Source organism: Nitrospirota bacterium (genome assembly GCA_040757335.1).
Taxonomy (GTDB): domain Bacteria; phylum Nitrospirota; class Nitrospiria; order 2-01-FULL-66-17; family 2-01-FULL-66-17; genus JBFLXB01.
Map to the genome: position 1 here is coordinate 38,836 of JBFLXB010000009.1, position 19,397 is coordinate 58,232.

At 65.0% G+C, this 19,397-nt stretch carries 23 protein-coding genes, 1 tRNA gene and 1 pseudogene; 15 read left to right on the plus strand and 10 right to left on the minus strand.

The features are described from left to right. Positions 1 to 31: 31 nt before the first annotated feature. The 10 genes from AB1451_06775 to rnc all read left to right on the plus strand — a co-directional run bounded on the left by AB1451_06775 (position 32) and on the right by rnc (position 8,516). Positions 32 to 1,384 (plus strand): M48 family metalloprotease, encoded by a 1,353-nt coding sequence (locus tag AB1451_06775; GenBank protein MEW6682613.1) that lies wholly within the window; start codon positions 32 to 34, stop codon positions 1,382 to 1,384. An 83-nt stretch (positions 1,385 to 1,467) separates the two neighbouring features. Beyond that, a complete protein-coding gene (locus tag AB1451_06780; GenBank protein MEW6682614.1) occupies positions 1,468 to 2,010 on the plus strand; it encodes a DUF177 domain-containing protein in 543 nt (180 codons plus the stop codon). A gap of 76 nt (positions 2,011 to 2,086) precedes the next feature. Further along, the gene (rpmF, locus tag AB1451_06785) at positions 2,087 to 2,269 is read left to right on the plus strand and encodes a 50S ribosomal protein L32 (GenBank protein MEW6682615.1); all 183 of its coding nucleotides are present in this window, start codon (positions 2,087 to 2,089) and stop codon (positions 2,267 to 2,269) included. Between the two features lie 99 nt (positions 2,270 to 2,368). Continuing rightward, on the plus strand, positions 2,369 to 3,373 hold the full coding sequence (gene plsX, locus AB1451_06790; protein MEW6682616.1) for a phosphate acyltransferase PlsX: 1,005 nt from the start codon (positions 2,369 to 2,371) through the stop codon (positions 3,371 to 3,373). Between the two features lie 5 nt (positions 3,374 to 3,378). Further along, positions 3,379 to 4,359, plus strand: coding sequence for a beta-ketoacyl-ACP synthase III (locus AB1451_06795; GenBank protein ID MEW6682617.1), 981 nt, complete (start codon positions 3,379 to 3,381; stop codon positions 4,357 to 4,359). A gap of 82 nt (positions 4,360 to 4,441) precedes the next feature. Further along, positions 4,442 to 5,407 (plus strand): ACP S-malonyltransferase, encoded by a 966-nt coding sequence (fabD, locus tag AB1451_06800; protein ID MEW6682618.1) that lies wholly within the window; start codon positions 4,442 to 4,444, stop codon positions 5,405 to 5,407. Further along, positions 5,404 to 6,177, plus strand: coding sequence for a 3-oxoacyl-[acyl-carrier-protein] reductase (gene fabG / locus AB1451_06805; GenBank protein ID MEW6682619.1), 774 nt, complete (start codon positions 5,404 to 5,406; stop codon positions 6,175 to 6,177). Before fabD ends, fabG begins: the two co-directional genes overlap by 4 nt. An 85-nt stretch (positions 6,178 to 6,262) precedes the next feature. Beyond that, a complete protein-coding gene (acpP, locus tag AB1451_06810; GenBank protein ID MEW6682620.1) occupies positions 6,263 to 6,493 on the plus strand; it encodes an acyl carrier protein in 231 nt (76 codons plus the stop codon). Between the two features lie 39 nt (positions 6,494 to 6,532). Beyond that, positions 6,533 to 7,777: a beta-ketoacyl-ACP synthase II gene (gene fabF, locus AB1451_06815; GenBank protein MEW6682621.1), complete on the plus strand. Its 1,245-nt coding sequence runs from the start codon at positions 6,533 to 6,535 to the stop codon at positions 7,775 to 7,777. A gap of 37 nt (positions 7,778 to 7,814) precedes the next feature. Then, positions 7,815 to 8,516 (plus strand): ribonuclease III, encoded by a 702-nt coding sequence (rnc, locus tag AB1451_06820; GenBank protein MEW6682622.1) that lies wholly within the window; start codon positions 7,815 to 7,817, stop codon positions 8,514 to 8,516. A gap of 6 nt (positions 8,517 to 8,522) precedes the next feature. Here rnc and AB1451_06825 read toward each other — a convergent pair whose 3' ends face one another. The 3 genes from AB1451_06825 to AB1451_06835 all read right to left on the minus strand — a co-directional run bounded on the left by AB1451_06825 (position 8,523) and on the right by AB1451_06835 (position 10,501). Continuing rightward, positions 8,523 to 9,188: a 7-cyano-7-deazaguanine synthase gene (locus AB1451_06825; GenBank protein ID MEW6682623.1), complete on the minus strand. Its 666-nt coding sequence runs from the start codon at positions 9,186 to 9,188 to the stop codon at positions 8,523 to 8,525. 28 nt (positions 9,189 to 9,216) lie between these two features. Beyond that, the gene (locus tag AB1451_06830) at positions 9,217 to 9,639 is read right to left on the minus strand and encodes a 6-carboxytetrahydropterin synthase (GenBank protein ID MEW6682624.1); all 423 of its coding nucleotides are present in this window, start codon (positions 9,637 to 9,639) and stop codon (positions 9,217 to 9,219) included. A gap of 124 nt (positions 9,640 to 9,763) precedes the next feature. After that, the gene (locus AB1451_06835) at positions 9,764 to 10,501 is read right to left on the minus strand and encodes an SDR family oxidoreductase (protein ID MEW6682625.1); all 738 of its coding nucleotides are present in this window, start codon (positions 10,499 to 10,501) and stop codon (positions 9,764 to 9,766) included. 182 nt (positions 10,502 to 10,683) lie between these two features. Between AB1451_06835 and purM the strand changes: the two genes are divergently transcribed. The 5 genes from purM to AB1451_06860 all read left to right on the plus strand — a co-directional run bounded on the left by purM (position 10,684) and on the right by AB1451_06860 (position 13,580). Beyond that, entirely contained in the window at positions 10,684 to 11,745 is a 1,062-nt protein-coding gene (gene purM / locus AB1451_06840; protein ID MEW6682626.1) for a phosphoribosylformylglycinamidine cyclo-ligase, read from the plus strand. Then, on the plus strand, positions 11,738 to 12,388 hold the full coding sequence (gene purN / locus AB1451_06845) for a phosphoribosylglycinamide formyltransferase (protein MEW6682627.1): 651 nt from the start codon (positions 11,738 to 11,740) through the stop codon (positions 12,386 to 12,388). The genes purM and purN overlap by 8 nt, the downstream gene beginning before the upstream one ends. A gap of 4 nt (positions 12,389 to 12,392) precedes the next feature. Beyond that, positions 12,393 to 12,860: a tetratricopeptide repeat protein gene (locus tag AB1451_06850; protein ID MEW6682628.1), complete on the plus strand. Its 468-nt coding sequence runs from the start codon at positions 12,393 to 12,395 to the stop codon at positions 12,858 to 12,860. Continuing rightward, a complete protein-coding gene (locus AB1451_06855; GenBank protein MEW6682629.1) occupies positions 12,857 to 13,435 on the plus strand; it encodes a hypothetical protein in 579 nt (192 codons plus the stop codon). The genes AB1451_06850 and AB1451_06855 overlap by 4 nt, the downstream gene beginning before the upstream one ends. Positions 13,436 to 13,504: 69 nt before the next feature. Beyond that, positions 13,505 to 13,580, plus strand: a tRNA-Ala gene (locus tag AB1451_06860). A gap of 170 nt (positions 13,581 to 13,750) precedes the next feature. On the opposite strand, the pseudogene AB1451_06865 reads toward AB1451_06860, so the two are convergent. The 7 genes and pseudogenes from AB1451_06865 to AB1451_06895 form a co-directional block, all read right to left on the minus strand. Beyond that, a pseudogene (locus AB1451_06865) lies at positions 13,751 to 14,779 on the minus strand (site-specific integrase). Then, positions 14,704 to 15,327, minus strand: a complete 624-nt coding sequence (locus AB1451_06870) for a helix-turn-helix domain-containing protein (protein ID MEW6682630.1) — start codon at positions 15,325 to 15,327, stop codon at positions 14,704 to 14,706. Before AB1451_06870 ends, AB1451_06865 begins: the two are co-directional and overlap by 76 nt. A gap of 245 nt (positions 15,328 to 15,572) precedes the next feature. After that, positions 15,573 to 16,535 (minus strand): primase C-terminal domain-containing protein, encoded by a 963-nt coding sequence (locus AB1451_06875; protein ID MEW6682631.1) that lies wholly within the window; start codon positions 16,533 to 16,535, stop codon positions 15,573 to 15,575. A gap of 10 nt (positions 16,536 to 16,545) precedes the next feature. Beyond that, positions 16,546 to 16,770, minus strand: coding sequence for a hypothetical protein (locus tag AB1451_06880; GenBank protein MEW6682632.1), 225 nt, complete (start codon positions 16,768 to 16,770; stop codon positions 16,546 to 16,548). A 62-nt stretch (positions 16,771 to 16,832) separates the two neighbouring features. Continuing rightward, complete coding sequence (locus AB1451_06885) at positions 16,833 to 17,135, minus strand: hypothetical protein (protein ID MEW6682633.1); 303 nt, start codon at positions 17,133 to 17,135, stop codon at positions 16,833 to 16,835. Positions 17,136 to 17,142: 7 nt separating this feature from the next. After that, complete coding sequence (locus AB1451_06890) at positions 17,143 to 18,312, minus strand: hypothetical protein (GenBank protein ID MEW6682634.1); 1,170 nt, start codon at positions 18,310 to 18,312, stop codon at positions 17,143 to 17,145. 117 nt (positions 18,313 to 18,429) lie between these two features. Beyond that, complete coding sequence (locus AB1451_06895) at positions 18,430 to 19,383, minus strand: hypothetical protein (GenBank protein ID MEW6682635.1); 954 nt, start codon at positions 19,381 to 19,383, stop codon at positions 18,430 to 18,432. Positions 19,384 to 19,397: the final 14 nt, after the last annotated feature.

The window sequence follows — 19,397 nt, forward strand, 5'->3', positions numbered from 1 at the left end:
GCAGGCGAGTTGGTTTTGGTAGGCTACCGGGGTGCGTGATCAACCCCGTTGGCGCAGCCGCGCGGTCGCGTGTGTGACCGCGATCGCGCTGGCGGGATGTGTTGGCGCCCCCGCGCAACGCCCTCCGCCGGCCGATCCCGATTCCGGACCTCCGTCAAAGGCCTACGGTCGGGCGTTCCTCGCAGAGGCGCTGCATACCTACCGCTTTATCGTGGACTCGGACGTCACGGGACCGGTGCAACAGACGGGAATGCGCCTGGTCACCGCGATCGGGGCCGACCCTGCAGCGATTCACTTTTTCGTCATCGACGAACCGCAGCCGAATGCGTTTGCCATCCCGGGCGGCTATATTTTCGTGTTTACGGGCCTGCTGTCCAAGCTGTCCGATGACGAAGAACTCGCCGGCGTCCTCGCTCACGAGCTCGGCCACGTCTCGTACAACCATTTCTTCCAAGATCGCAACCAAATCCTCGCGATGAACCTCGCAACGGTGGCCGCGCTGCTGCTCAGCCGCGGCAACCCGGCGGCCCTGGCGTTTGGAAGCGGTGCGAGCTATCACCTGCAGTTGGCCTACAGCCGCGAGCACGAAGCCGAGGCGGACGCCGCCGCCGTGAGTTTCTTACGCAAGGCTCACTACGATCCGTCGGGCCTCGCGCGTTTCTTCAGAACCTTGGAGGTTTACGAGCGCTTCAACCCGCCCTCGGTGCCCGCGTATTTCACGACGCACCCGGGCGTGTCGGAGCGCCTGGGGGTGGTGGAAACCATGATCCAGGCGACCCCCCCGCGCGGCGTGGAATCCGGGTCGGTCGACTGGGGTCGCCTCCGGGCGAGCCTGGGAGCCGTCCCCGAAGGTCCCAACCCGTCGCCACGCGACCGCTATCTCCGCGGGATCAACCATTTGAAGAACCAGCGCATCGCCGCGGCCATCGAGGAATTTCGCGCGGTGCTCGCCGTCGAGCCCCGCCACGCGGCCGCTCGCGCCGACCTGGCCTGGGCCCTCCTGAGCGACCAGCGGCGCGATGAAGCCCGCGCCGAAGCCCGCCGCGCACAACAGGACGATCCTCACCTCGCCGAGCCGAGCGTCACCTTGGGCATCCTCGCGCAAGACGCGGGCGACCATCAGGAGGCGATCAGGGAGTTTCTGACCGCGGCGTCCAACGACCCGTACGACCCCACCACGCATCTGCGCCTCGCCAGCTCCTACGCCGCGGTCGGCGACTCGACCCGCGAGGCGCTGCACCTCGGTCGACACTTCCGCTTGTCACTGATGCCGGGACGGGCGGCCGCCGCCTACCAACGATTTCTCAAGGCTCCGGACGCCGATCCCGAGACCAAGCGCGCGGTGGAACAGGAACTCGTCCTGATTCAGCGGGAGGGGATCTAGCGAGCGAGGCCCGCGGTCTCCACCGCTCGTCGCTTGACAAGGTTGTGAGGGATTGCATATAGTCGAGCCCGCTGTTGACGGCTATGATCTCCGCGCCGATCCGGTTCTCTGATATCCCGGCAGAGGGTTTGGTGCTCGAGTATCGGCACGACCGTGCCCTGCTCGAACCATTGGGCGAGGGGGTGCGCCTTCTCGACTCGGTCCCGGTCTCGCTCCGGATCACGCCCCAAGGGGATCGCTTTTTCGTCGAGGGCGAAGTACACGGGCAGGTCGAGGTCGAGTGCGGCCGCTGCCTCGCGCCCGTCACGCTGACGGTACGCGCGCCGTGCGCCGTGGATCTGGTGCCGCTCGCACCGCGAGGCGCGGCGGGCGAACGAAACGCGTTGGACCGCGGCGATCTGGACGTCACGTTCGTGTCAGGCCCCGTGCTGAACCTCGACGATCTGGTCCGGGAGCAACTGCTCTTGCAGGTTCCGATGCGGGTGCTCTGCCGCGATGGCTGTTTGGGCTTGTGCCCGCGATGCCGCAAGAACTTGAACGACGGGCCGTGCGGCTGCGAGGACTCCCCGTCGGTCGATCCACGATTGGAGGCGCTTCGGAACGTTCGGCGGCGGATGCAGGGCTGAAGCGCCGGATCGAGACGTTTTCACAACCACAACCCCGTGACGAGCGGGACGCGAAGGATACTCGAAGGACCATCACATGGCGAACCCTAAACACAAGATATCACGCGCGCGACGAGACAAGCGTCGTGCGCATCACGCGTTGGCGACGCCGGCCCTCAGCCTGTGCCCCCAGTGCCGGGAACCGAAACTCCCTCACCGGGTATGCCGCTCCTGCGGGACGTATCGCGGGCGCGACGTCATTCCCGTTAAAGAGGTCTAACCCCACCCGCACGACGTGGCCTCAAGCACGTCGCCCGGAACCGTCGACGCGACCGGCCAGCCGCTGAGCCCACACTCACCAACGCCAGAGTCGTCGAACATGACGACGATCGCCGTGGATGCCATGGGCGGCGACGCGGGGCCTTCCGCCGTGGTTGAAGGCGCTGTCCTGGCGGACGCCGACGCACACACGCGATTGATCTTGGTCGGCGACGAGGCGCGCATCCGCGCCGAACTCGCCAAACATCCGCCCTCGACGAGGATTCGCACCGTCCACGCCCCAACCGTGGTGGGCATGGACGAGAGCCCGTCGTCGGTGATCCGGCGGCGCAGAGACTCGTCGATCTGGCGTGCCACGGAACTGGTGAAGGCCGGTGAGGCCGATGCGGTGGTGAGCGCGGGGCATACCGGCGCATCCATGGCCACGGCCTTTTTTCTGTTGGGCACCCTACAAGGCGTGGAGCGCCCCGCCATCGCGACCATCCTGCCGACGCTCAAGGGTGCGGCGGTCCTCCTGGACGTGGGTGCCAACGTCGATTCCAAACCGCAACACCTGGTCCAGTTCGCGATCATGGGTCACGTCTATGCGCAGCGCATGCTCAATATCCCCAGCCCACGGGTCGGCTTGTTGAGCATCGGGGAGGAGGACACCAAAGGCAACGAGTTGACCAAGGAGACCTTCAAGCTGCTCAAACAAACCCAGGTCAATTTCATCGGCAACGTGGAGGGCCGGGACGTCTATTCCGGAAACGCGGACGTGATCGTTTGCGACGGATTCATCGGCAACGTGGCGTTGAAGATCAGCGAGGGCCTCGCCGAAGCGATCATGCAGGTGCTGCGTCGCGAAATTACGGAGTCCGCGTTCGGGCGACTGGGCTTTGCGCTCTTGCGGCCCGCATTCCGCCGATTCAAGCGCCGCGTGGACTACGCGGAATACGGCGGCGCCCCGTTGTTGGGCATCAATGGGGCGTCGATCATCTGCCACGGTCGATCCTCGCCCAAAGCGATCAAGAACGCCATCCACGTGGCGAGGGATTTTGTCGCCGGTCACGTCAACCGTCACATCCGAGACGATATCGAACGTCACCTGGGCAGCAAGGACTGACCCGCATGTTGCGCTCCCGGATCATCGGCACCGGCTCGTACCTCCCGGAACGCGTCCTCACGAACGCGGAGATCGAGCAAATGGTGGAGACGTCGGACCAATGGATCGTCGAGCGGACCGGGATCAGAGAGCGGCGGATCGCCGCGCCCTCCGAGGCCACCTCGGATTTGTCCGTGGTCGCGGCTCGGCGCGCGCTGGAGGCGGCCGGCGTGCGTGCGGCGGATGTCGACGTGATCCTGGTCGCGACCGCGACCCCCGACATGTTGTTTCCCGCCACCGCCTGTCTGGTCCAGACCCGCCTGGGTGCGACCCACGCCTTTGCGTTCGACCTGTCGGCCGCGTGCACCGGTTTCCTTTACGGGCTGTCGGTGGCGGACCAATACGTGCGGTCAGGTGCCGCGCGCACGATCCTCGTCATCGGCGCCGAGGTGCTCTCGCGCGTCGTGGACTGGACCGACCGGACGACGTGTATCCTGTTCGGCGACGGCGCGGGCGCCGCAGTGCTGCGCGGGGAGCAGGGGGACCGCGGGATCCTCTCCACCCACATTCACGCCGACGGCTCGTTGTGGGACTTCATCCACGTCCCGGGTGGCGGATCGCGCCATCCGCCGTCGGAGGATACGTTGGTCCGGCGCCTGCAGTTCTTGCGCATGAAGGGCAGCGAGACCTTCAAGGTCGCGGTTCGAACCCTCGAAGAGACCGCGTGGGAAGCGCTGAAAGCCAACGGCCTGTCGATCGCCGACATCCAATGGTTCATTCCGCACCAAGCCAACCGCCGGATCATCCAAGCGGTCGGCGCCCGGCTGGGCCTGCCGACCGAACGGGTGGTGATGAACCTCGACCGCGTGGGGAATACCTCGGCCGCGTCGATTCCCATCGCGCTCGATGAACTGGTTCGCGCGGGTCGCGTCTCCCCCGATCAGGCATTGTTGTTCGCCGCGTTCGGCGCGGGACTGACGTGGGGGTCGGCGATCGTGCGGTGGTAAACCCGCGATCTACGCGCTTGACAACCGGAGAGGTTTTCAGCAATATCAGGCCACCGTTTTCCCATGGACGACTGATCCGACCGTGACCGCTCTCCCAAAGATCGCGTGGCTGTTTCCCGGCCAAGGTTCCCAAAGCGTCGGGATGGGGAAGGCCTTGTACGAGCACTTCCCCGAAGCCAAAGTCACATACGCCGAGGCCGCCCAGGCGCTGGGTTGGGACGTGGCCCGGATCTCGTTCGAGGGCCCCGAGGCCGAGCTCAACCGCACGGCAGTCACGCAACCCGCGCTGCTCACCGCGAGCGTGGCGGCCTGGCGCGTGTTGGCGCGAAAGCCCATGGCTCCGGCATTCGCCGCGGGGCACAGTCTGGGCGAATATACTGCTCTGGTGTGCGCGGGTGCGGTGCCCTTCTCGCAGGCCGTCCGGTTGGTGCATCAACGAGGGCGCTATATGCAAGAGGCGGTGCCGGAAGGAGCCGGAGCAATGACCGCGGTGCTCGGTCTCGATCGCGAAGCGGTGGCATCGGTCTGCCGGGACGCTTCGGCGTCGGGCGTGGTGGAACCGGCCAATTTCAACGCGCCCGGTCAGATCGTGCTGGCCGGTGAACGCCGGGCGGTGGAGCGAGCGGCGGAACTTGCGGTCGCTGCGGGCGCCAAACGCGTGGTCCCGCTGCCGGTCAGCGTCCCTTCGCATTGCCGGCTGATGCGCGAGGCGGCCAAGCGGCTGGAGTTGGATTTGCGACAAGCCGCGTGGACCGCGCCCGCCGTCCCGGTCGTCGCCAACGTCGACGCCAGGCCCCTCGCGTCGCGCGATGCCGTGGTCCCGGCCCTGGTCCGCCAACTCTCCTCTCCCCTGCTGTGGGAGGATTCGATCCGGTTCATGCTCGCGCAGGGAGTGACCACGTTTATCGAAGTCGGTCCTGGACGCGTGCTGTCGGGACTCGTGAAAAAAATCGAGCGATCCGCCCGCACGCTGCAAGCCGACTCGCCGGACGCGGTCGAAGGCGTGTGGGCTGCGATCGAGCGCGTCGAGGTGGGAGCGTCTTCGTGAGCGACTCGGCGCCAGCCGCGGGAGCGTTCGGCGCCGCGAGCCTGGCCGACCGCGTGGCGCTGGTCACCGGCGCCGCCCAGGGCATCGGCTGGTCCATCGCCCAACAACTGGCCGCGTGCGGGGCCTCCGTGGTGGTCGCCGACGTGGAGGCCGACAAGGCCCAAACGGCCGCCAAAACCCTGGGCGCTCGGACGCTGGGCCTGGCCATGAACGTCGCGCGCAGCGCGGAGGTCGCCGCGGGGGTTGAGCGTGTGGTGGCTGAATTCGGCCGGCTCGACGTGTTGGTCAACAACGCGGGCATCACCCGCGACGGGCTGCTCATCCGGATGAAGGACGAGGACTGGGATCGCGTCTTGGACGTCAACCTGAAAGGGACCTTTTACTGCACCAAAGCCGCCCTAGGGGTCATGATCAAGCAGCGGCGCGGCCGCATCATCAGCATCGCGTCCGTGGTCGGCGTCATGGGCAACGCCGGGCAGACCAACTACGCCGCCTCGAAGGCGGCCATCATCGGTTTCACCAAGAGCGTTGCACGCGAGTATGCGAACCGCGGCGTCACCGCCAACGCGGTCGCGCCCGGCTTCATCAAGACCGCGATGACCGACCAACTCCCGGACGACGTTCAGACGCGCCTGCGCGAACAGATCCCGTTGGGTCGGCTTGGCGGTCCGGAAGACGTGGCGCAGGCCGTCGTGTTCCTCGCGTCCGACGCGGCATCGTACATCACGGGGCAGGTCGTCCACGTCAACGGTGGGATGTGGATGGGATAGCCCGTCCCTGACGGCCCGCAGGCGTCGGACCGTCGGTCACCGATACACGCAACACGAGAGAACAGAACAGGAGGTGCGAGAGAGTATGGGTGCGGAGGATCGCGTAAAAAAAATCATCACCGAGCAACTGGGGGTCGACGAAGAGGACGTCACGCCCGAGGCCAACTTCGTCGAGGATCTCGGCGCCGACTCGCTTGACACCGTCGAGCTGGTCATGGCGTTCGAAGAGGAGTTCGGAATCGAGATTCCCGATGAGGATGCCGAGAAAATCCTGACCGTCCAGCAAGCCGTCGACTACATCAACGAAAAGCTATAACGAATTGTCCGTCAGTTCCTGTCCCCTGAAGGTCCCGCGATGACGCGCCGAGTTGTCGTAACGGGTTTGGGCCTGGTCACGCCCTTGGGCTTGACCGTCGAAGAGACGTGGGCCGCGCTCTGCGCGGGTCGTTCGGGTATCGGGCCCATCACCCGGTTCGACACGACCGATTTCCCGGTCACCATCGCGGGTGAAGTCAAAGGCTTTGACCCCGCCCGCCTGATCGACCGGATCGACAAGAAAGACGTGAAGAAGATGGACACGTTCATCCACTACGCCTGCGCAGCCGGCCAAATGGCGTTCGCCGATGCGGGGGTGCGGATGGAGGCGGTCGGTCCCGAGCGGGTGGGCGTGTACATCGGGTCGGGCATCGGGGGACTGCAGGCCATCGAAGAGTGGCACACCGTCCTGAAGGAGAAAGGGCCCAGGAGAATCACCCCGTTCTTCATCCCGATGACGATCATCAACATGGCGTCGGGCCAACTGGCGATCCAGCTCGGCGCCAAGGGTCCCAACTCCGCGGCTGTCACCGCCTGCGCGACCGGCAACCACTGCATCGGCGACGCGTTCCGGCTGGTACAGCGCGGGGACGCGGACGTGATGATCGCGGGGGGCACCGAGGCGGCGATCACCCCGCTCAGCGTGGCGGGCTTCGCGGCCTCGCGCGCGCTCTCCACCCGCAACGATGATCCCGCCCGCGCGTCGAGACCGTTCGACCGAGACCGGGACGGGTTCGTCATCGGCGAAGGCGCAGGCGTCGTGGTGCTCGAATCGCTGGAGTCCGCCCGCCGGCGCGACGCCAGAATCTATGCGGAAATCGTCGGCTACGGCGCCTCGGCGGACGCCTACCACATCACGGCACCACCCGATGACGGCGAAGGCGCGGTGCGGTGCATGCGCGCCGCCCTGGCCGACTCGGGCACCAAACCCGGAGAGGTCGGATACATCAACGCCCACGCCACCTCGACCATGGCGGACGCGATCGAAACGCGGGCCATCAAGACCGTGTTCGGCGCCACCACCGACATCGCGGTCAGTTCCACCAAATCCATGACCGGCCATCTGTTGGGCGCGGCCGGAGGCATCGAAGCCATCTTCTCGATCTTGGCGATCCAACGCGAGATGTTGCCCCCGACCATCAACCTGGCCGACCCCGATCCCGCGTGCGACCTGGACTACGTGCCCAACACGGCTCGCCGCGCGCGCGTGGACGTGGCCATGTCCAACTCGTTCGGTTTCGGGGGCGTCAACGCGTGCTTGGTTTTCCGCCGCTTCACCGACTAGCGCAAGCGCAATCGCAAGTTCCACCCAGTTTGACCCGATGTCCGAGCCAGCACCCATCGACCAGTTGGCCGAGCGCCTCGGCTACCGTTTTCGCACGCCGCGTTTGCTCGAAGCGGCGCTGACCCACAAGTCCTACCTCAACGAATCGCCGGATCCCTCCCGGGAAGACAACGAACGGCTGGAGTTTCTGGGGGACGCGGTGCTCGACCTCGTGATCAGCGAACGCTTCTTGTCGCAGTTTCCGAACGCTCCGGAGGGCGAACTCTCCAAGCTCAAGGCTAAAACAGTGAGCGAAGCGGCGCTGAGCCACGTCGCCCGTCGGCTCGATCTCGGGAGCGCGTTGGTCCTGGGCCGCGGGGAGGAACTGACCGGGGGTCGCGACAAAGCCTCACTGTTGGCCGATGCCTTCGAAGCCGTGATTGCCGCCGTGTACCTGGACGGCGGACTCGTTGCCGCGCGTCAGGTGGTGCTCACCGCGTTTTCCGACCTGTTCGAGAACCTGTCGCGACCTGAAGTCGCGGACCACAAGACCGAACTCCAGGAGATTTGCCAGCGAGACTTCTCGGTGCTGCCCGTGTACCGGGTGCTGCGCGAGTCGGGCCCCGACCACCTCAAACAATTCGACGTAGAGCTGTTGATCCGCGGAGAGGTCTACGGGGTGGGAACGGGGCGGAGCAAGAAGGAAGCCGAACAGCAGGCCGCGAGACACGCGCTCGATCGGCTGAGACCCAGCACGTAACCGCCACTACCCACGCGTATACCGGGTGGGATCTTTGACGCCGGCCACCACGAACGCCTGTCGGCGTTCCGCGCACTTGTTGCAGCGCCCGCAATGCCGACCGCGCACGGGACGAATACACGAGAATGTGAGGCCCCACGGCAGGTGGCGGTGTTGCGCGATCAGGTCGGCTTTGTGGAGGTGCCGGAACGGCGTCTCGATCTTGATCGAACTCTCGAGGCCCAGGCGGATCGCCTGCCCCATCGCGTCGAAGAAGGCGGGGGTCGCGTCCGGGAAGGGGTTGTCTTTCAGGGGACCGATGGTCACGGCATCCAGACCGTGCAGCGCCGCGTAGACCGCCGCCTTGCTCAACAGGAAGAGGTTTCGGCCCGGCAAATACACGGCGGCATCTGGGCTACGCGCATCGGGCACCGCCCGGCCGGTCAGGCTCCAGTGCGCGCCGTACACGTCACGCACCGGGAGATCCAATACCACCGGTCGGACCAGCCGCGGGTCGCCGATCCGCGCGACGAACTGACGCAACCAACGCAGTTCAGCGGCTTCCCATCGGAGGCCGGCGCGGACATACAGCGGCGTCGCGGAGCGATACCGCTCCAGCGCCCACACCAACAGCGCGGCGCTCTCCACCCCTCCACTCGCGAGTACCCCGGCCCCGCCGCCGCGCCGCGCCATCGACCTCTCCCCGATCCCGCGGTTTCCCTTACCCGGGACCGCCCGAGCGAGGCCGCTGGTACGTCGCGTACGACGTCTCGGTTTCCCACAACCGGATCTGCCGCAGGGGAAAGCCGCGGGCCTCCGCGAAGTCATAGATCAGCCGCGCAATGGCCTCCGCGGTCGGATTGTCGTCCATCACGACGATAGGCTCCCCCATGCGCTGCAACACGTCCACGAGGGGATCGTCTTTCCTGAGCAGCATGCGATGATCGAGCTCGCGGTCGAGCCAGGTCTGCACCGCGGCCTTGATCTCGCTGAAGTCATACACCATCCCCCGATGGTCGAGCTGCTCGGCCTCCAGCTCGATCTCCACGACCCCATTATGGCCGTGCGGCACGCGGCATTTGCCGTCATAGTCCATCAACCGATGTCCGTAACAGAAGGTGAGGCGCTTGGTCACTTGATACACGGCGAAGACCCTGGTTCAGATGCGCAGCGACAATCCGCATCGCTCCAGAGGAGCGACTGGGAATCTCCCTCCTTGCGGATGGCGAAGCAACGCCGCAGATGGCCGCTCATGGACAGGCGTCGCCCTATGAGGCGATGTAGCGACCGCCGTCGACCAGATACGTTCCGCCGGTCGCAAAGTCGGTGCCTTCGATCAGAAAGAGTACGGTTTGCACGATGTCCTCCGGCGAGCCGATTCGCTTGAGCGGCGTGGCGCGAACCACCCGCTCTCGTTCATCCTCTTCCATCTCCTCGGGTAACAGGATGGGGCCCGGCGCGATGCAGTTGACCTGCACCGCCGGCGCGAGCTCCTGGGCGAGCGCTTGGGTGAGCGCGATGACACCGGCCTTCGAGACGCAATAGGGAAGGTATTCCGGGTATGGCCGCATCCCCGCCCAGTCCGCAAAGTTGATGATTTTCCCCTCCCCACGGCTTCGCATGTGCTCCGCCACCGCCTTGGCGCACAGGAAGCTCCCCTTGAGGTTGATGTCCATGGTGAGGTCCCATTCGCTTTCCGTGAGGTGCGCGAACGGGGTTTTGAAATACACCGCGGCATTGTTGATCAAGACATCGATCCGCCCGAAGCGTTCCAGCGCGCCCGCAATCATGCGCTGCACGTCCGCGGCGTTGGACACGTCGCCAGGCACCGCCAACGCGTCGACCCCGATCTTCTGTAACTCGCGGACAACCGCTTGGGCATCGGCGTTCGAGTACCGGTAGTTGATGACCAGGTTCGCGCCGCGCTGAGCCAGGGCCCGCGCCAGGTGACTGCCGATCCGCTTGGCTCCCCCCGTGATGAACACGGTCCGGTGGTCAAGGCGCATAGGCAGCCGATCTTAAAGACAACCCCCCAAAGTGTCAATCCAGTTGGAGCGCGGGCGCGCCGCCCCCTCACCCCAACCCTATGGTCGATTTTCGGCCGACCAAACCACCCGTGGGTAGCGCCTCGCAAATGGCGTCAGAACGCCATTTGCACAAATTGATCTTTTGGGGATGTTCTTGTATCATGCCTCCTGCGCAGGGCGGGCCCCCACTCGTGACCAAGCAGACCTACCGCAGCGCTGGCGTGGACATTGACGCCGGCAACCGAGTCGTCGAACTCATCAAACCCCTTGTGAAGACCACGCTCCGGCCCGAGGTCCTCACCGATCTCGGTGGATTCGCGGGGTTGTTCCAACTCGACACCAGCCGCTATCGCGAACCGGTGTTGGTGTCCGGAACCGACGGCGTAGGCACCAAGCTCAAAATCGCACACCTCATGCGCCGCCACGACACCATCGGCATCGACCTGGTGGCCATGTGCGTCAACGACGTCATGGTCTGCGGCGCCGAGCCGTTGTTTTTCTTGGACTATTTCGCCACCGGCAAGCTCGACCCCGAGCAAGCCGCCGAAGTCGTGGGCGGCATCGCCGAGGGCTGTCGGCAAGCCCGGTGTGCGCTCATTGGCGGCGAGACCGCCGAGATGCCGTCGATGTACGCCGAAGGCGACTACGATCTCGCGGGATTCGCGGTCGGCGTGGTTGACCGGGCGCGTCTCATCGACGGCCGCACCATCGTTCCAGGCGACGTGGTGGTGGGGCTGGCGTCGAGCGGGCTGCACAGCAACGGTTATTCCCTCGTGCGCAAGTTGCTCTTCGAAGTCGAAGGCCTGGCCGTGGATGACCGGCTCCCGGAACTGGCCGAGCCTCTCGGATCCGTCCTGCTGACCCCCACGCGGATTTACGCGAAGACGGTCCTGGCCCTGATGCGGAACCACACCTTGAAAGGCATCGCGCACATCACGGGCGGCGGGATCACGGAGAACCTTCCCCGAGTCCTCCCCGACGGGTGCGCGGCGCGCATCGACCGCGGAGCGTGGACACCGCATCCGATCTTCCAGCTTCTTCAATCGCGGGGCGCTATTCCCGACGACGAAATGCTGCGCACGTTCAACATGGGCATCGGTCTCCTGCTGGTGGTCGCGGCCGACGAGGCGGAATCCGTTCGAGCCGACGCCGAGGCGCTCGGGGAGCGGGCCGTCATCGTGGGGACCATCGAGCCGGGAACGCCGGGGGTTCGCTATGCCTGATCGAACCCTTATGATGGGCGTGCTCGCGTCGGGACGCGGCAGCAATCTGCAAGCGATCCTCGACGCCATCGCCGCCGGGCGCCTGGACGCCAAGGTGGCGATCGTCATCAGCGATCGCGAAGATTCCCAGGCGCTCGAACGCGCGCGCGCGGCGGGCCTCATGACCCGGTTCGTCAACCCCAAGGCGTTCCCCACTCGCGAGGCGCACGACGCCTACCTCGCCGAAGAGTTGCGCCGCGCCGGCGTAGAGGTCTTGGTGCTGGCCGGGTACATGCGCATCGTGACGCGCGAGCTCCTCGACACCTTTCCAGACCGGATCATCAACGTGCACCCGTCCCTCTTGCCCGCGTTTCCCGGCATGCGCGCGCAACGACAGGCGGTCGAATACGGTGTCAAACTCTCGGGGTGCACGGTACACTTTGTCACCGAACACGTTGACGACGGGGCGATCATCCTGCAAGCCGCGGTTCCGGTTCATGACGACGACACCGAGGCCTCGCTGGCCGATCGCATCCTCGTCCAGGAACACCGCCTATTGCCGGAGGCCCTCCAACTCTATGCCGAAGGTCGGTTGAGCATTGTGGGGCGGCGCGTCGTGATCGCGCCGCCGGTTCACGCAACGGGACATCCCAGGGAGACGTGACGCCATGAGCCAGGAAATGCGCCCGAAAGATTACATGGAACTCGGCATCCTGTACGTCCGCGAGGGACGTTTCGACGAGGCGTTCCGCGCGCTTCGTCAGGCCATGTTTCGCTACACCGAGCAGAGCGGACATGAACTCCCGTACCCCTTGATGTCGTATTACGGTCTGTGCCTGGTCGTGCTGCACCAGGACCCGCCGCGCGGGTTGGCGCTCTGTAAGCGCGCGGTCGACGAAGCCGGAAACCGGGCCGAGTTCTACTGGAACCTGGGGAAGGCCTTCCTCGCCATGCGCAGAAAAGCCCAGGCCATCACCGCGTTTCAACACGGCCTGCAGATCGGCGACGACCCTCGCCTGGTCAGCGAGCTGAGACGCTTGGGGATTCGCAACCAGCCGCTGATTCCATTCCTCTCCCGTGAAAACATCCTGAACCGTTATTTGGGTATCCTGCGCGCAAAAAGTAAAGCGGCTTGATCCGGGTCGTCATCGCGTCCATCCTCTTGTTGAGCCTCGCTAACCCGGCGTGGGCGCAGCCTCGCGACGGGGCCTGGTGGCTCACCGCGCCGGAGTCCTTCAAGTTCGGGTACGTGGCCGGGTACCTGGCCGGACGCGAGGAGCAAGCGACGCGATGGGGACAACTCGCCGATGAAGCGGCCGCGCAACTTCCCCAAGAAGCCCGCGAGCAGTTCGAACCCGTGCTGGACGCGCTGCGCGAGAGCAACGCGGCCTTTGCCGACGTGACCTACGCGCAACTGATCGAACAACTGGACGGGTTTTACCGCCCGGAAAAGAATCGCCGGATTCCGTTGGACCAGGCGTTGACCGTGGTGCGCCAAGCGCTGGCGGGCGTGGACCAGCAATACCTTTACTGCCAAGTCGAATACTTTCGCCTCGCCCACGACAACAACATCCCGATGAAGGAACGGCTGGAAGCCTTGGGCAAAAAAGCCGCGGAGTGCGCCGAGTTGAGCCCGCACAAGGATGTCGGTCCTCCAGGCAGGGTTGACGAGCGGTACGGGCTCCCGGAAGGACACCCCAAGACGGAATAGCGGACTCATCGGCCTCGCGCGTTGCGCGCACGTGCGAGTTTTGCTATGATCCTTCGGCCGCTGACACGTGGGGGGTTAGCTCAGTTGGGAGAGCGGCTGGTTCGCAATCAGCAGGTCACCGGTTCGATCCCGGTACCCTCCACCACTTAAATTCCTCGTAAGACCAAGACCTTGTGACACCGCCCCCGTCTGGGGGCGGCGCGGTTTTTGCCGATTTGCTACCAGTTTGCTACCACTTGGTTCTGGAGCAGCGTCATCCAAGCGATCGACCGCCGCCTTGTTGCCTTTCGGAAGCCACTTCCCATACGTGTCCACGGTAAGGCGGATCGACGCGTGGCCCAGTTGCTCCATGACGTAGACGGGGCTTTCGCCTTGCTGCAAGAGTAATGAGGCGAACGTGTGCCGCAGGCAGTGCGGAGTGAAGTGCCCGGGCAACTTGGCGGCCTTCAGCGCCGCACGCATTGCGCGTCTGACGTTCCCCTCGTCCATGACGGTCCCGTGAATTGAACAGAACACCCACGGCGGCATCTTCGTCCATCCTCGCTTCAACTTTTCTGTCCGCCGCTCGATGAGGAGGCGATCGAGACGTTCCTTGAGTTGCAGGCTCATATCGACCACCCGGCCGGTTGCGGTTTTCGTCGTCCCGATTTCTCCGGCCGAGATCCCCTTGGTGATCCGCAACTCGCGAGCGGCAAAGTCGAGATCGTCCCACTGAAGGGCGCGTGCCTCCCCGAGCCGGAGACCCGCGCGCGCGAGCGTTAGGAACAGCGGCGCATAACGCGGCTCTTCCAGCTCTGCTGCAGCGAGAAATCGGACGAGCTGCTCACGGGTCATCGCCTTGATCTCTTCCTGGCGCTCTTTTGCCCGCTTGCTCAAGCGGAACTGCCGACCGATCCGGACCGTGGGATTGGCCAGAATCACCCCGTCGACCACGGCGGCGTTCAACATCGCACGAAGGGTGCCATACATGATCCGCACCGTGGCCCTCGAAAGATTCAGGGAAAGCTTCTCGGCGAGAAATGCCCGCAGATGGGCTGGGGTCAGCCGGCAAAGCTTGAGGCTACCGAACTTGGGAAGGATGTGAAGGCGCAGATTCTGCTCGTAACTGAGCAGGGTCCGTGGTTTAATCGTCGGGGCGATAAGCTTGAGCCACGATTTCGAGTAGGTCTCGACCGTGATGTCGCGGTCGTACGCCGGCAGGGCACCCAGACGCGCCTCACGAAGTTTGTCCGAGAGAACGTCTTTTGCTTCTCGCCGCGTCTTACAGGTCACCCACCGACGGATTCCTGCGCTGTCCCGGTAGTCGACGATCCACTTTTTCCGTCGTTTTCGGATGCAGGCCATGTTCCCCCTTCTTTCTCACCGCCGCCTTCTAGAATCGAAGGCAGCGGCACGAGGCGTTCGATCGGCGAGCGAGACCGAGTCGCTCCCCTCGCAGCGAGCCGCCGTTTTACAGGATGACGGACGGCCAAATCAATACGGGGGCCGCGAGCCTGTCGAGCCTTAGGCGCCACACGACTCAACCCATGCGAAGTCGTATGGCCAGGAACTCGCTCTGCTCCCTTCTGGTTGTCCTTAAGCCACACCTCAAGATCCGAGGCACGAATTCGAACGTACTTTCCGAATCGGACGGTCGGCAGAACGCTCCTTCGAGCGAGATCGTATGCGTAGGGAGCAGGAACTGATAGCCGTGTTGCCACCTCGGGAATGGTCAGAAGCTGGTCTTTCGGCGGACGTGATTCGCTTTTGTTGTGAGCGTCGTTCAACAGCCGCGCGACCAACGCGCTCTGAGTGGCCGCCAGACGCAGTAGCAGTGCCGGAATCTCGCCCGACGGAATGGCGGCGATGTCTTGACAATGATGGACGAGCGAGCCCGAATCTCCGTTGTTCATGATACTCCCCCTATCGCGCAGGGGCCGACGGGGTCTGGCAGGCTCTGTTGATCTACCCCAGACTGCGGTTTCTCGGGTTCGCGCGCCCGATACCCGCAGATCGGACACCGCCAGTTCTGTTCAATCGACTCCCACACCAATCCGACGGTGTCTGGATCACGCCCCGCTCCGCAGTGCGGGCAGGCAAAACCGCGCAGGCCTTCGAGAATCTCACTCACCCGCTCCAGACTCATCGCTTTCCTCTCTTATCCCGCTCCGGCTCTACGACGGCGGACTGGGCAGTCCTCCCGACAGAACGGCAGAATCAATGGATCCTCGCACCCATAGCTCGTGTAGTTTCTCTCATACACCGATCTGACCTTCTCTCTGATTATCGGCAGCCCCAACGGCGGCCGATTCCTTCTCGCATCCCACCGGCGCAGGATCTGTTCGGCCCTTTCCCTTGAGAGGCCACTGGCTTTGAGGTGGATCGCCAGACGAAACGCCACGACGTCGCGGCACCCTTCACCAACTCCCCGCATCATGGCCTGCGCGCAGGGTAAGAGGTCACCGTGGTACGCACGGGCATCCCTGTCTCTCGCCTCCGGGTGGGCCCGAGAGGCACGCGCCTGCCGGACCAAAGCTGCAATTTCGCGCGGGTGCACGGTTGGGATGCGGTCAATGTAGTCCCACTGATCGGCATATGGTTGATGGGACTCCGGATCCACAAACACTGTCTTCCCTAGCGGAACCGATTCGCCCGAGAGCGGAAGCCAGATGAAATTGCCCAGGCCATTGGCCGGCACGACATCCTGCTTGGGAAAGATTTCGGCCTTCACGCCAGCCTTGGCGAGCAGCGTCAGCGCCACCGCTCTGGCATCCCGTGCCGGAACCGATTCGGCAAAGAACAGCCACAGATGCCCGCCGCGGCTCTTACTGATTTCCCGGCACAGGGCCAGACCATACTGCGATGCGCGCTCGACCACCACATCCTCCGCGCCTTCCGCCTGCGGTCCATCGAAGTCGAGCGCGAGAAAGTGCGTGTGGCCATCATGCAAGAGCGGGTAGACGCCCAGGCGAAGCTTTCCCTCCAGGTGTAGCCGGTACTGGGCGAGCGTGAGCCGGCGCCGAACCGCGCAGATCCGCCCGGCCTGCAAGACTCCGAACGCGTCGGGCCGTCCGCGAAACAGCGCCGCGAACCGCTCCAGGTCAACAAGGGTCCACTTCATCGCCGGCTCTTCAGCTCAAGGCATGGTGCAGCGCTTCAACGCGGGGAATTCGCCCATAGCCACCGTCCGCGTACCGATATGTCTCGCCAATCCGATCAACGTTGATGTATCGACGCGTCCAGATGTGCTTAAAGAGCAGAATGCCCTGCACCTCTCCGACAAACATGAACTCCCGATACGCCCCCCCGACGACCTGCTCGAGCAGGGGCCATGGAATCTCAGAGGTCTCGATCATAGCATCCTCCCAGATTCGAACTCTCCCTCTCGTGATTACCGCCATCCTAGCGGCGTGTTCCCTCAACGACTCCTCACGTCTCGGCCAGCAGCATCGAGAATCTGGCACGGGTGCCCGCTCAATGGCTCCTCCTCAACGTCATCAAGGAGCATCGCCGCGGCGGCGTACCAGATACGCAGCATGCCCAGAAGATCCTCGAGCTCGCCGCTGACCGGATTCGGATCGCCATACGCGTGGTACGCGTGATCGGCTGCCGCGCGTGCTTTCTCAACAGCCGTGTCGACGGCATCAAGCGCTTGGCCCAGCGCCCGAACCACGTCCTGGCGGGAATCCACAACCTCTTCACCCAGCGCGGTGAGATCCACACCGCACCTACACCAGCGCGAGATCGCGGCTGCGGAGAATGGTGCCTGCCAGGTCCTCCAGCGCACCGGCCTGATCCGGATCGGATTCATCCTGGGCCAACCGCGCGACCGCCTGCGCCATCCCGTAGCGCGTGGCGTCGTACTCGCGAAGGAAGTACTCCAGGAGCGCGTTGCGCTTCTCCTCGGCGAGGCCGACCGCCTTGGCCACGTTCTGGACGGCCGAGTGCGGCGAGGTGACCGCGTCATCCTGCGCCTGCCGCGCGATCGCGACGATTCGGGCGAATGTCTCGGGATGAAACGCGCTTCTGATGGCATCGCGCGCCTTGAGGTAAATGAGCTTCGACTCCTGGCTCACCGTCTCCTCGGTGAAGATCCCCACCGCGAGTCGCTCGCCGAGATGTACCTTGGCCACCACGTCCTCCACCGTGGCCAGGTTGAAGCAGATCGCGCGCAAGAGCCCGATGCGCACGCCAAAGCCGCCGTGCCCTGTCTCGCTGTTGGACACGGTGACCAGCGGATGGACCGTTCCCGGCCCGCCCGGCAGGTCGCCGCCGACCCGTGCGGAGACGCGCCGCAGGTGCTCCTGATTGCCGAGGCCGCCCGAGTACCAGGAGCCTGGATCGCCCGTTCTCCTCTCGTCGATCGCGTCCCAGATCGAGCGGGTCGTGAACTTGAGCTTCATGCGCGTGTCCGAAAGACTCGCCTCGATCACTTCGCCACCGGCTGCTCGCACCGCATCAAGCGCCGCGAACGCAATGTCGTAGTGATCCAGTACGCGGTACCGGTCCGACAACACCGCGCGCACGTGGCCATCCAGGCACCGGATGAACCGCCGTCCCGGGGCATCCTGCATCAGCCCGTTGAGCAATTCGGCCGCACGCACCGGGCGTTCGTGCGCCAACTCCTTCATGAACCGCCCGGGGACTGGCGGGACCACCTTGCTCCCCATCTGTTCCAGCGCCAGATCCTGGATCGGCAGACCCTGCTGGGGGAGCCATGCCATCGCATGGGGCTCGGTGGGCACGAGGGAGAGCTGCCCATCCCGTGCCGCCACCGCCAGACTGCGCGTATCCGCCACGAAGTCGATCCTGGCGTTCTTCTGCCGCTCGAGCTCCCCGACAAGCTGATCCAGCCGTCCCCGTCCCGTCCACGCGGCAAACTCCGACACGGTTTCCATGTCCGTTCCTCCTTCTCTGTGATGACGAGCTGCATCGAATGACGACGCCTCGTCTCGTGAAACACCACGGGCCAGCACTCGTCGCTGGCCCGTGGGAGTCCCTGATCGTCTTTCGAATTACGCCGTCGTGGCGTCCGTTCCCGTTGGCGCTGGAGGCACTGCCAGGTCCTTAAGCTGCGCCAGGACCTGATCCGCCTCGTCCTGTCGCAGTTCGACCGACTTCTCCACCCCGAAGGTTTTGAGCACCGCGGCCACGCGACCCTTGCCGAGGCGCTCAGCCCAGCTCCAGATCGCCTCAAGCTGCGCGGCCTGGATCCCCGCGGTCCTGGCGCGCTTGCCCCCGACCTGCACCACCGTGGTCAACGCGCGGGTGACCGGATCCCGTTGACGATCCGGCGCAGAGCCGTTCGCCGGTGCGGCCGGCTGTCCGGTTGTGGCCTGAGCGTCCGCGGGCGTCTCGCCGTTGGCCTCGGCCACCGCCTGGGCCTCGCGCTGCTCGTGCGTGATTTCGTCCGGCTCGCGGTACTCCACCCCCAGCAGCTTCTTCTCCACGATCGCCTCGGCCTTGGTCACGGCCGTCCGCTCGCCGAACCGCTTGATGCGGGAGAGCTGCTGGATGATCGCGAGCTGGTCGGCGGGCTCGGTCAGCACGGGAAACCCATCCGGGCCGACCGTGTAGGGCTTGCCCGCTTTGACGACCTGGCCGTCCCGGTCGGTCTTGTGCGCGATCGCGTTCCAGATCAGGTCCTCGCACTCGGTCCGCCAGACGATCGTGACCTTGGCCTCGCGCTGCAAGACGGGGTTCGCGTCGGGGCCGATCCAGCCTTTGACGTGCGCCCAGGCCATCTCGGTATCGCACCCGGCCGCGACGATCCGCGTCTTGATTCCGGCCTCCTTGGCCCAGTTGTTGTAGACCCGCGCGCTCGGGATCAGCTTTCGGCCGCACCGGCGGTCATAGACCGCGTAGAAATCGCGCGCGGTGATGGCCGTTTCCTTCTTGAGCTGTTCGACCGGGTCGAACGTCGCGACCTCGGTTCCGGTCTTGGTCTGACCATTCTGAGTCGTGGGCATGGCAACCTCCTCCT

Bases quoted from the DNA above. Each gene is read 5' to 3' on its own strand.
- AB1451_06825 (MEW6682623.1), bottom strand. From the start codon at position 9,188: ATGGCGCGGCGCGGCGGCGGGGCCGGGGTACTCGCGAGTGGAGGGGTG.
- AB1451_06895 (MEW6682635.1), bottom strand. From the start codon at position 19,383: ATGCCCACGACTCAGAATGGTCAGACCAAGACCGGAACCGAGGTCGCG.
- AB1451_06780 (MEW6682614.1), top strand. From the start codon at position 1,468: ATGATCTCCGCGCCGATCCGGTTCTCTGATATCCCGGCAGAGGGTTTG.
- AB1451_06870 (MEW6682630.1), bottom strand. From the start codon at position 15,327: ATGAACAACGGAGATTCGGGCTCGCTCGTCCATCATTGTCAAGACATC.
- AB1451_06880 (MEW6682632.1), bottom strand. From the start codon at position 16,770: ATGATCGAGACCTCTGAGATTCCATGGCCCCTGCTCGAGCAGGTCGTC.
- rpmF (MEW6682615.1), top strand. From the start codon at position 2,087: ATGGCGAACCCTAAACACAAGATATCACGCGCGCGACGAGACAAGCGT.
- AB1451_06890 (MEW6682634.1), bottom strand. From the start codon at position 18,312: ATGGAAACCGTGTCGGAGTTTGCCGCGTGGACGGGACGGGGACGGCTG.
- plsX (MEW6682616.1), top strand. From the start codon at position 2,369: ATGACGACGATCGCCGTGGATGCCATGGGCGGCGACGCGGGGCCTTCC.
- AB1451_06835 (MEW6682625.1), bottom strand. From the start codon at position 10,501: ATGCGCCTTGACCACCGGACCGTGTTCATCACGGGGGGAGCCAAGCGG.
- fabF (MEW6682621.1), top strand. From the start codon at position 6,533: ATGACGCGCCGAGTTGTCGTAACGGGTTTGGGCCTGGTCACGCCCTTG.
- purM (MEW6682626.1), top strand. From the start codon at position 10,684: ATGCCTCCTGCGCAGGGCGGGCCCCCACTCGTGACCAAGCAGACCTAC.
- AB1451_06875 (MEW6682631.1), bottom strand. From the start codon at position 16,535: ATGAAGTGGACCCTTGTTGACCTGGAGCGGTTCGCGGCGCTGTTTCGC.
- purN (MEW6682627.1), top strand. From the start codon at position 11,738: ATGCCTGATCGAACCCTTATGATGGGCGTGCTCGCGTCGGGACGCGGC.
- AB1451_06850 (MEW6682628.1), top strand. From the start codon at position 12,393: ATGAGCCAGGAAATGCGCCCGAAAGATTACATGGAACTCGGCATCCTG.
- AB1451_06795 (MEW6682617.1), top strand. From the start codon at position 3,379: ATGTTGCGCTCCCGGATCATCGGCACCGGCTCGTACCTCCCGGAACGC.
- acpP (MEW6682620.1), top strand. From the start codon at position 6,263: ATGGGTGCGGAGGATCGCGTAAAAAAAATCATCACCGAGCAACTGGGG.
- rnc (MEW6682622.1), top strand. From the start codon at position 7,815: ATGTCCGAGCCAGCACCCATCGACCAGTTGGCCGAGCGCCTCGGCTAC.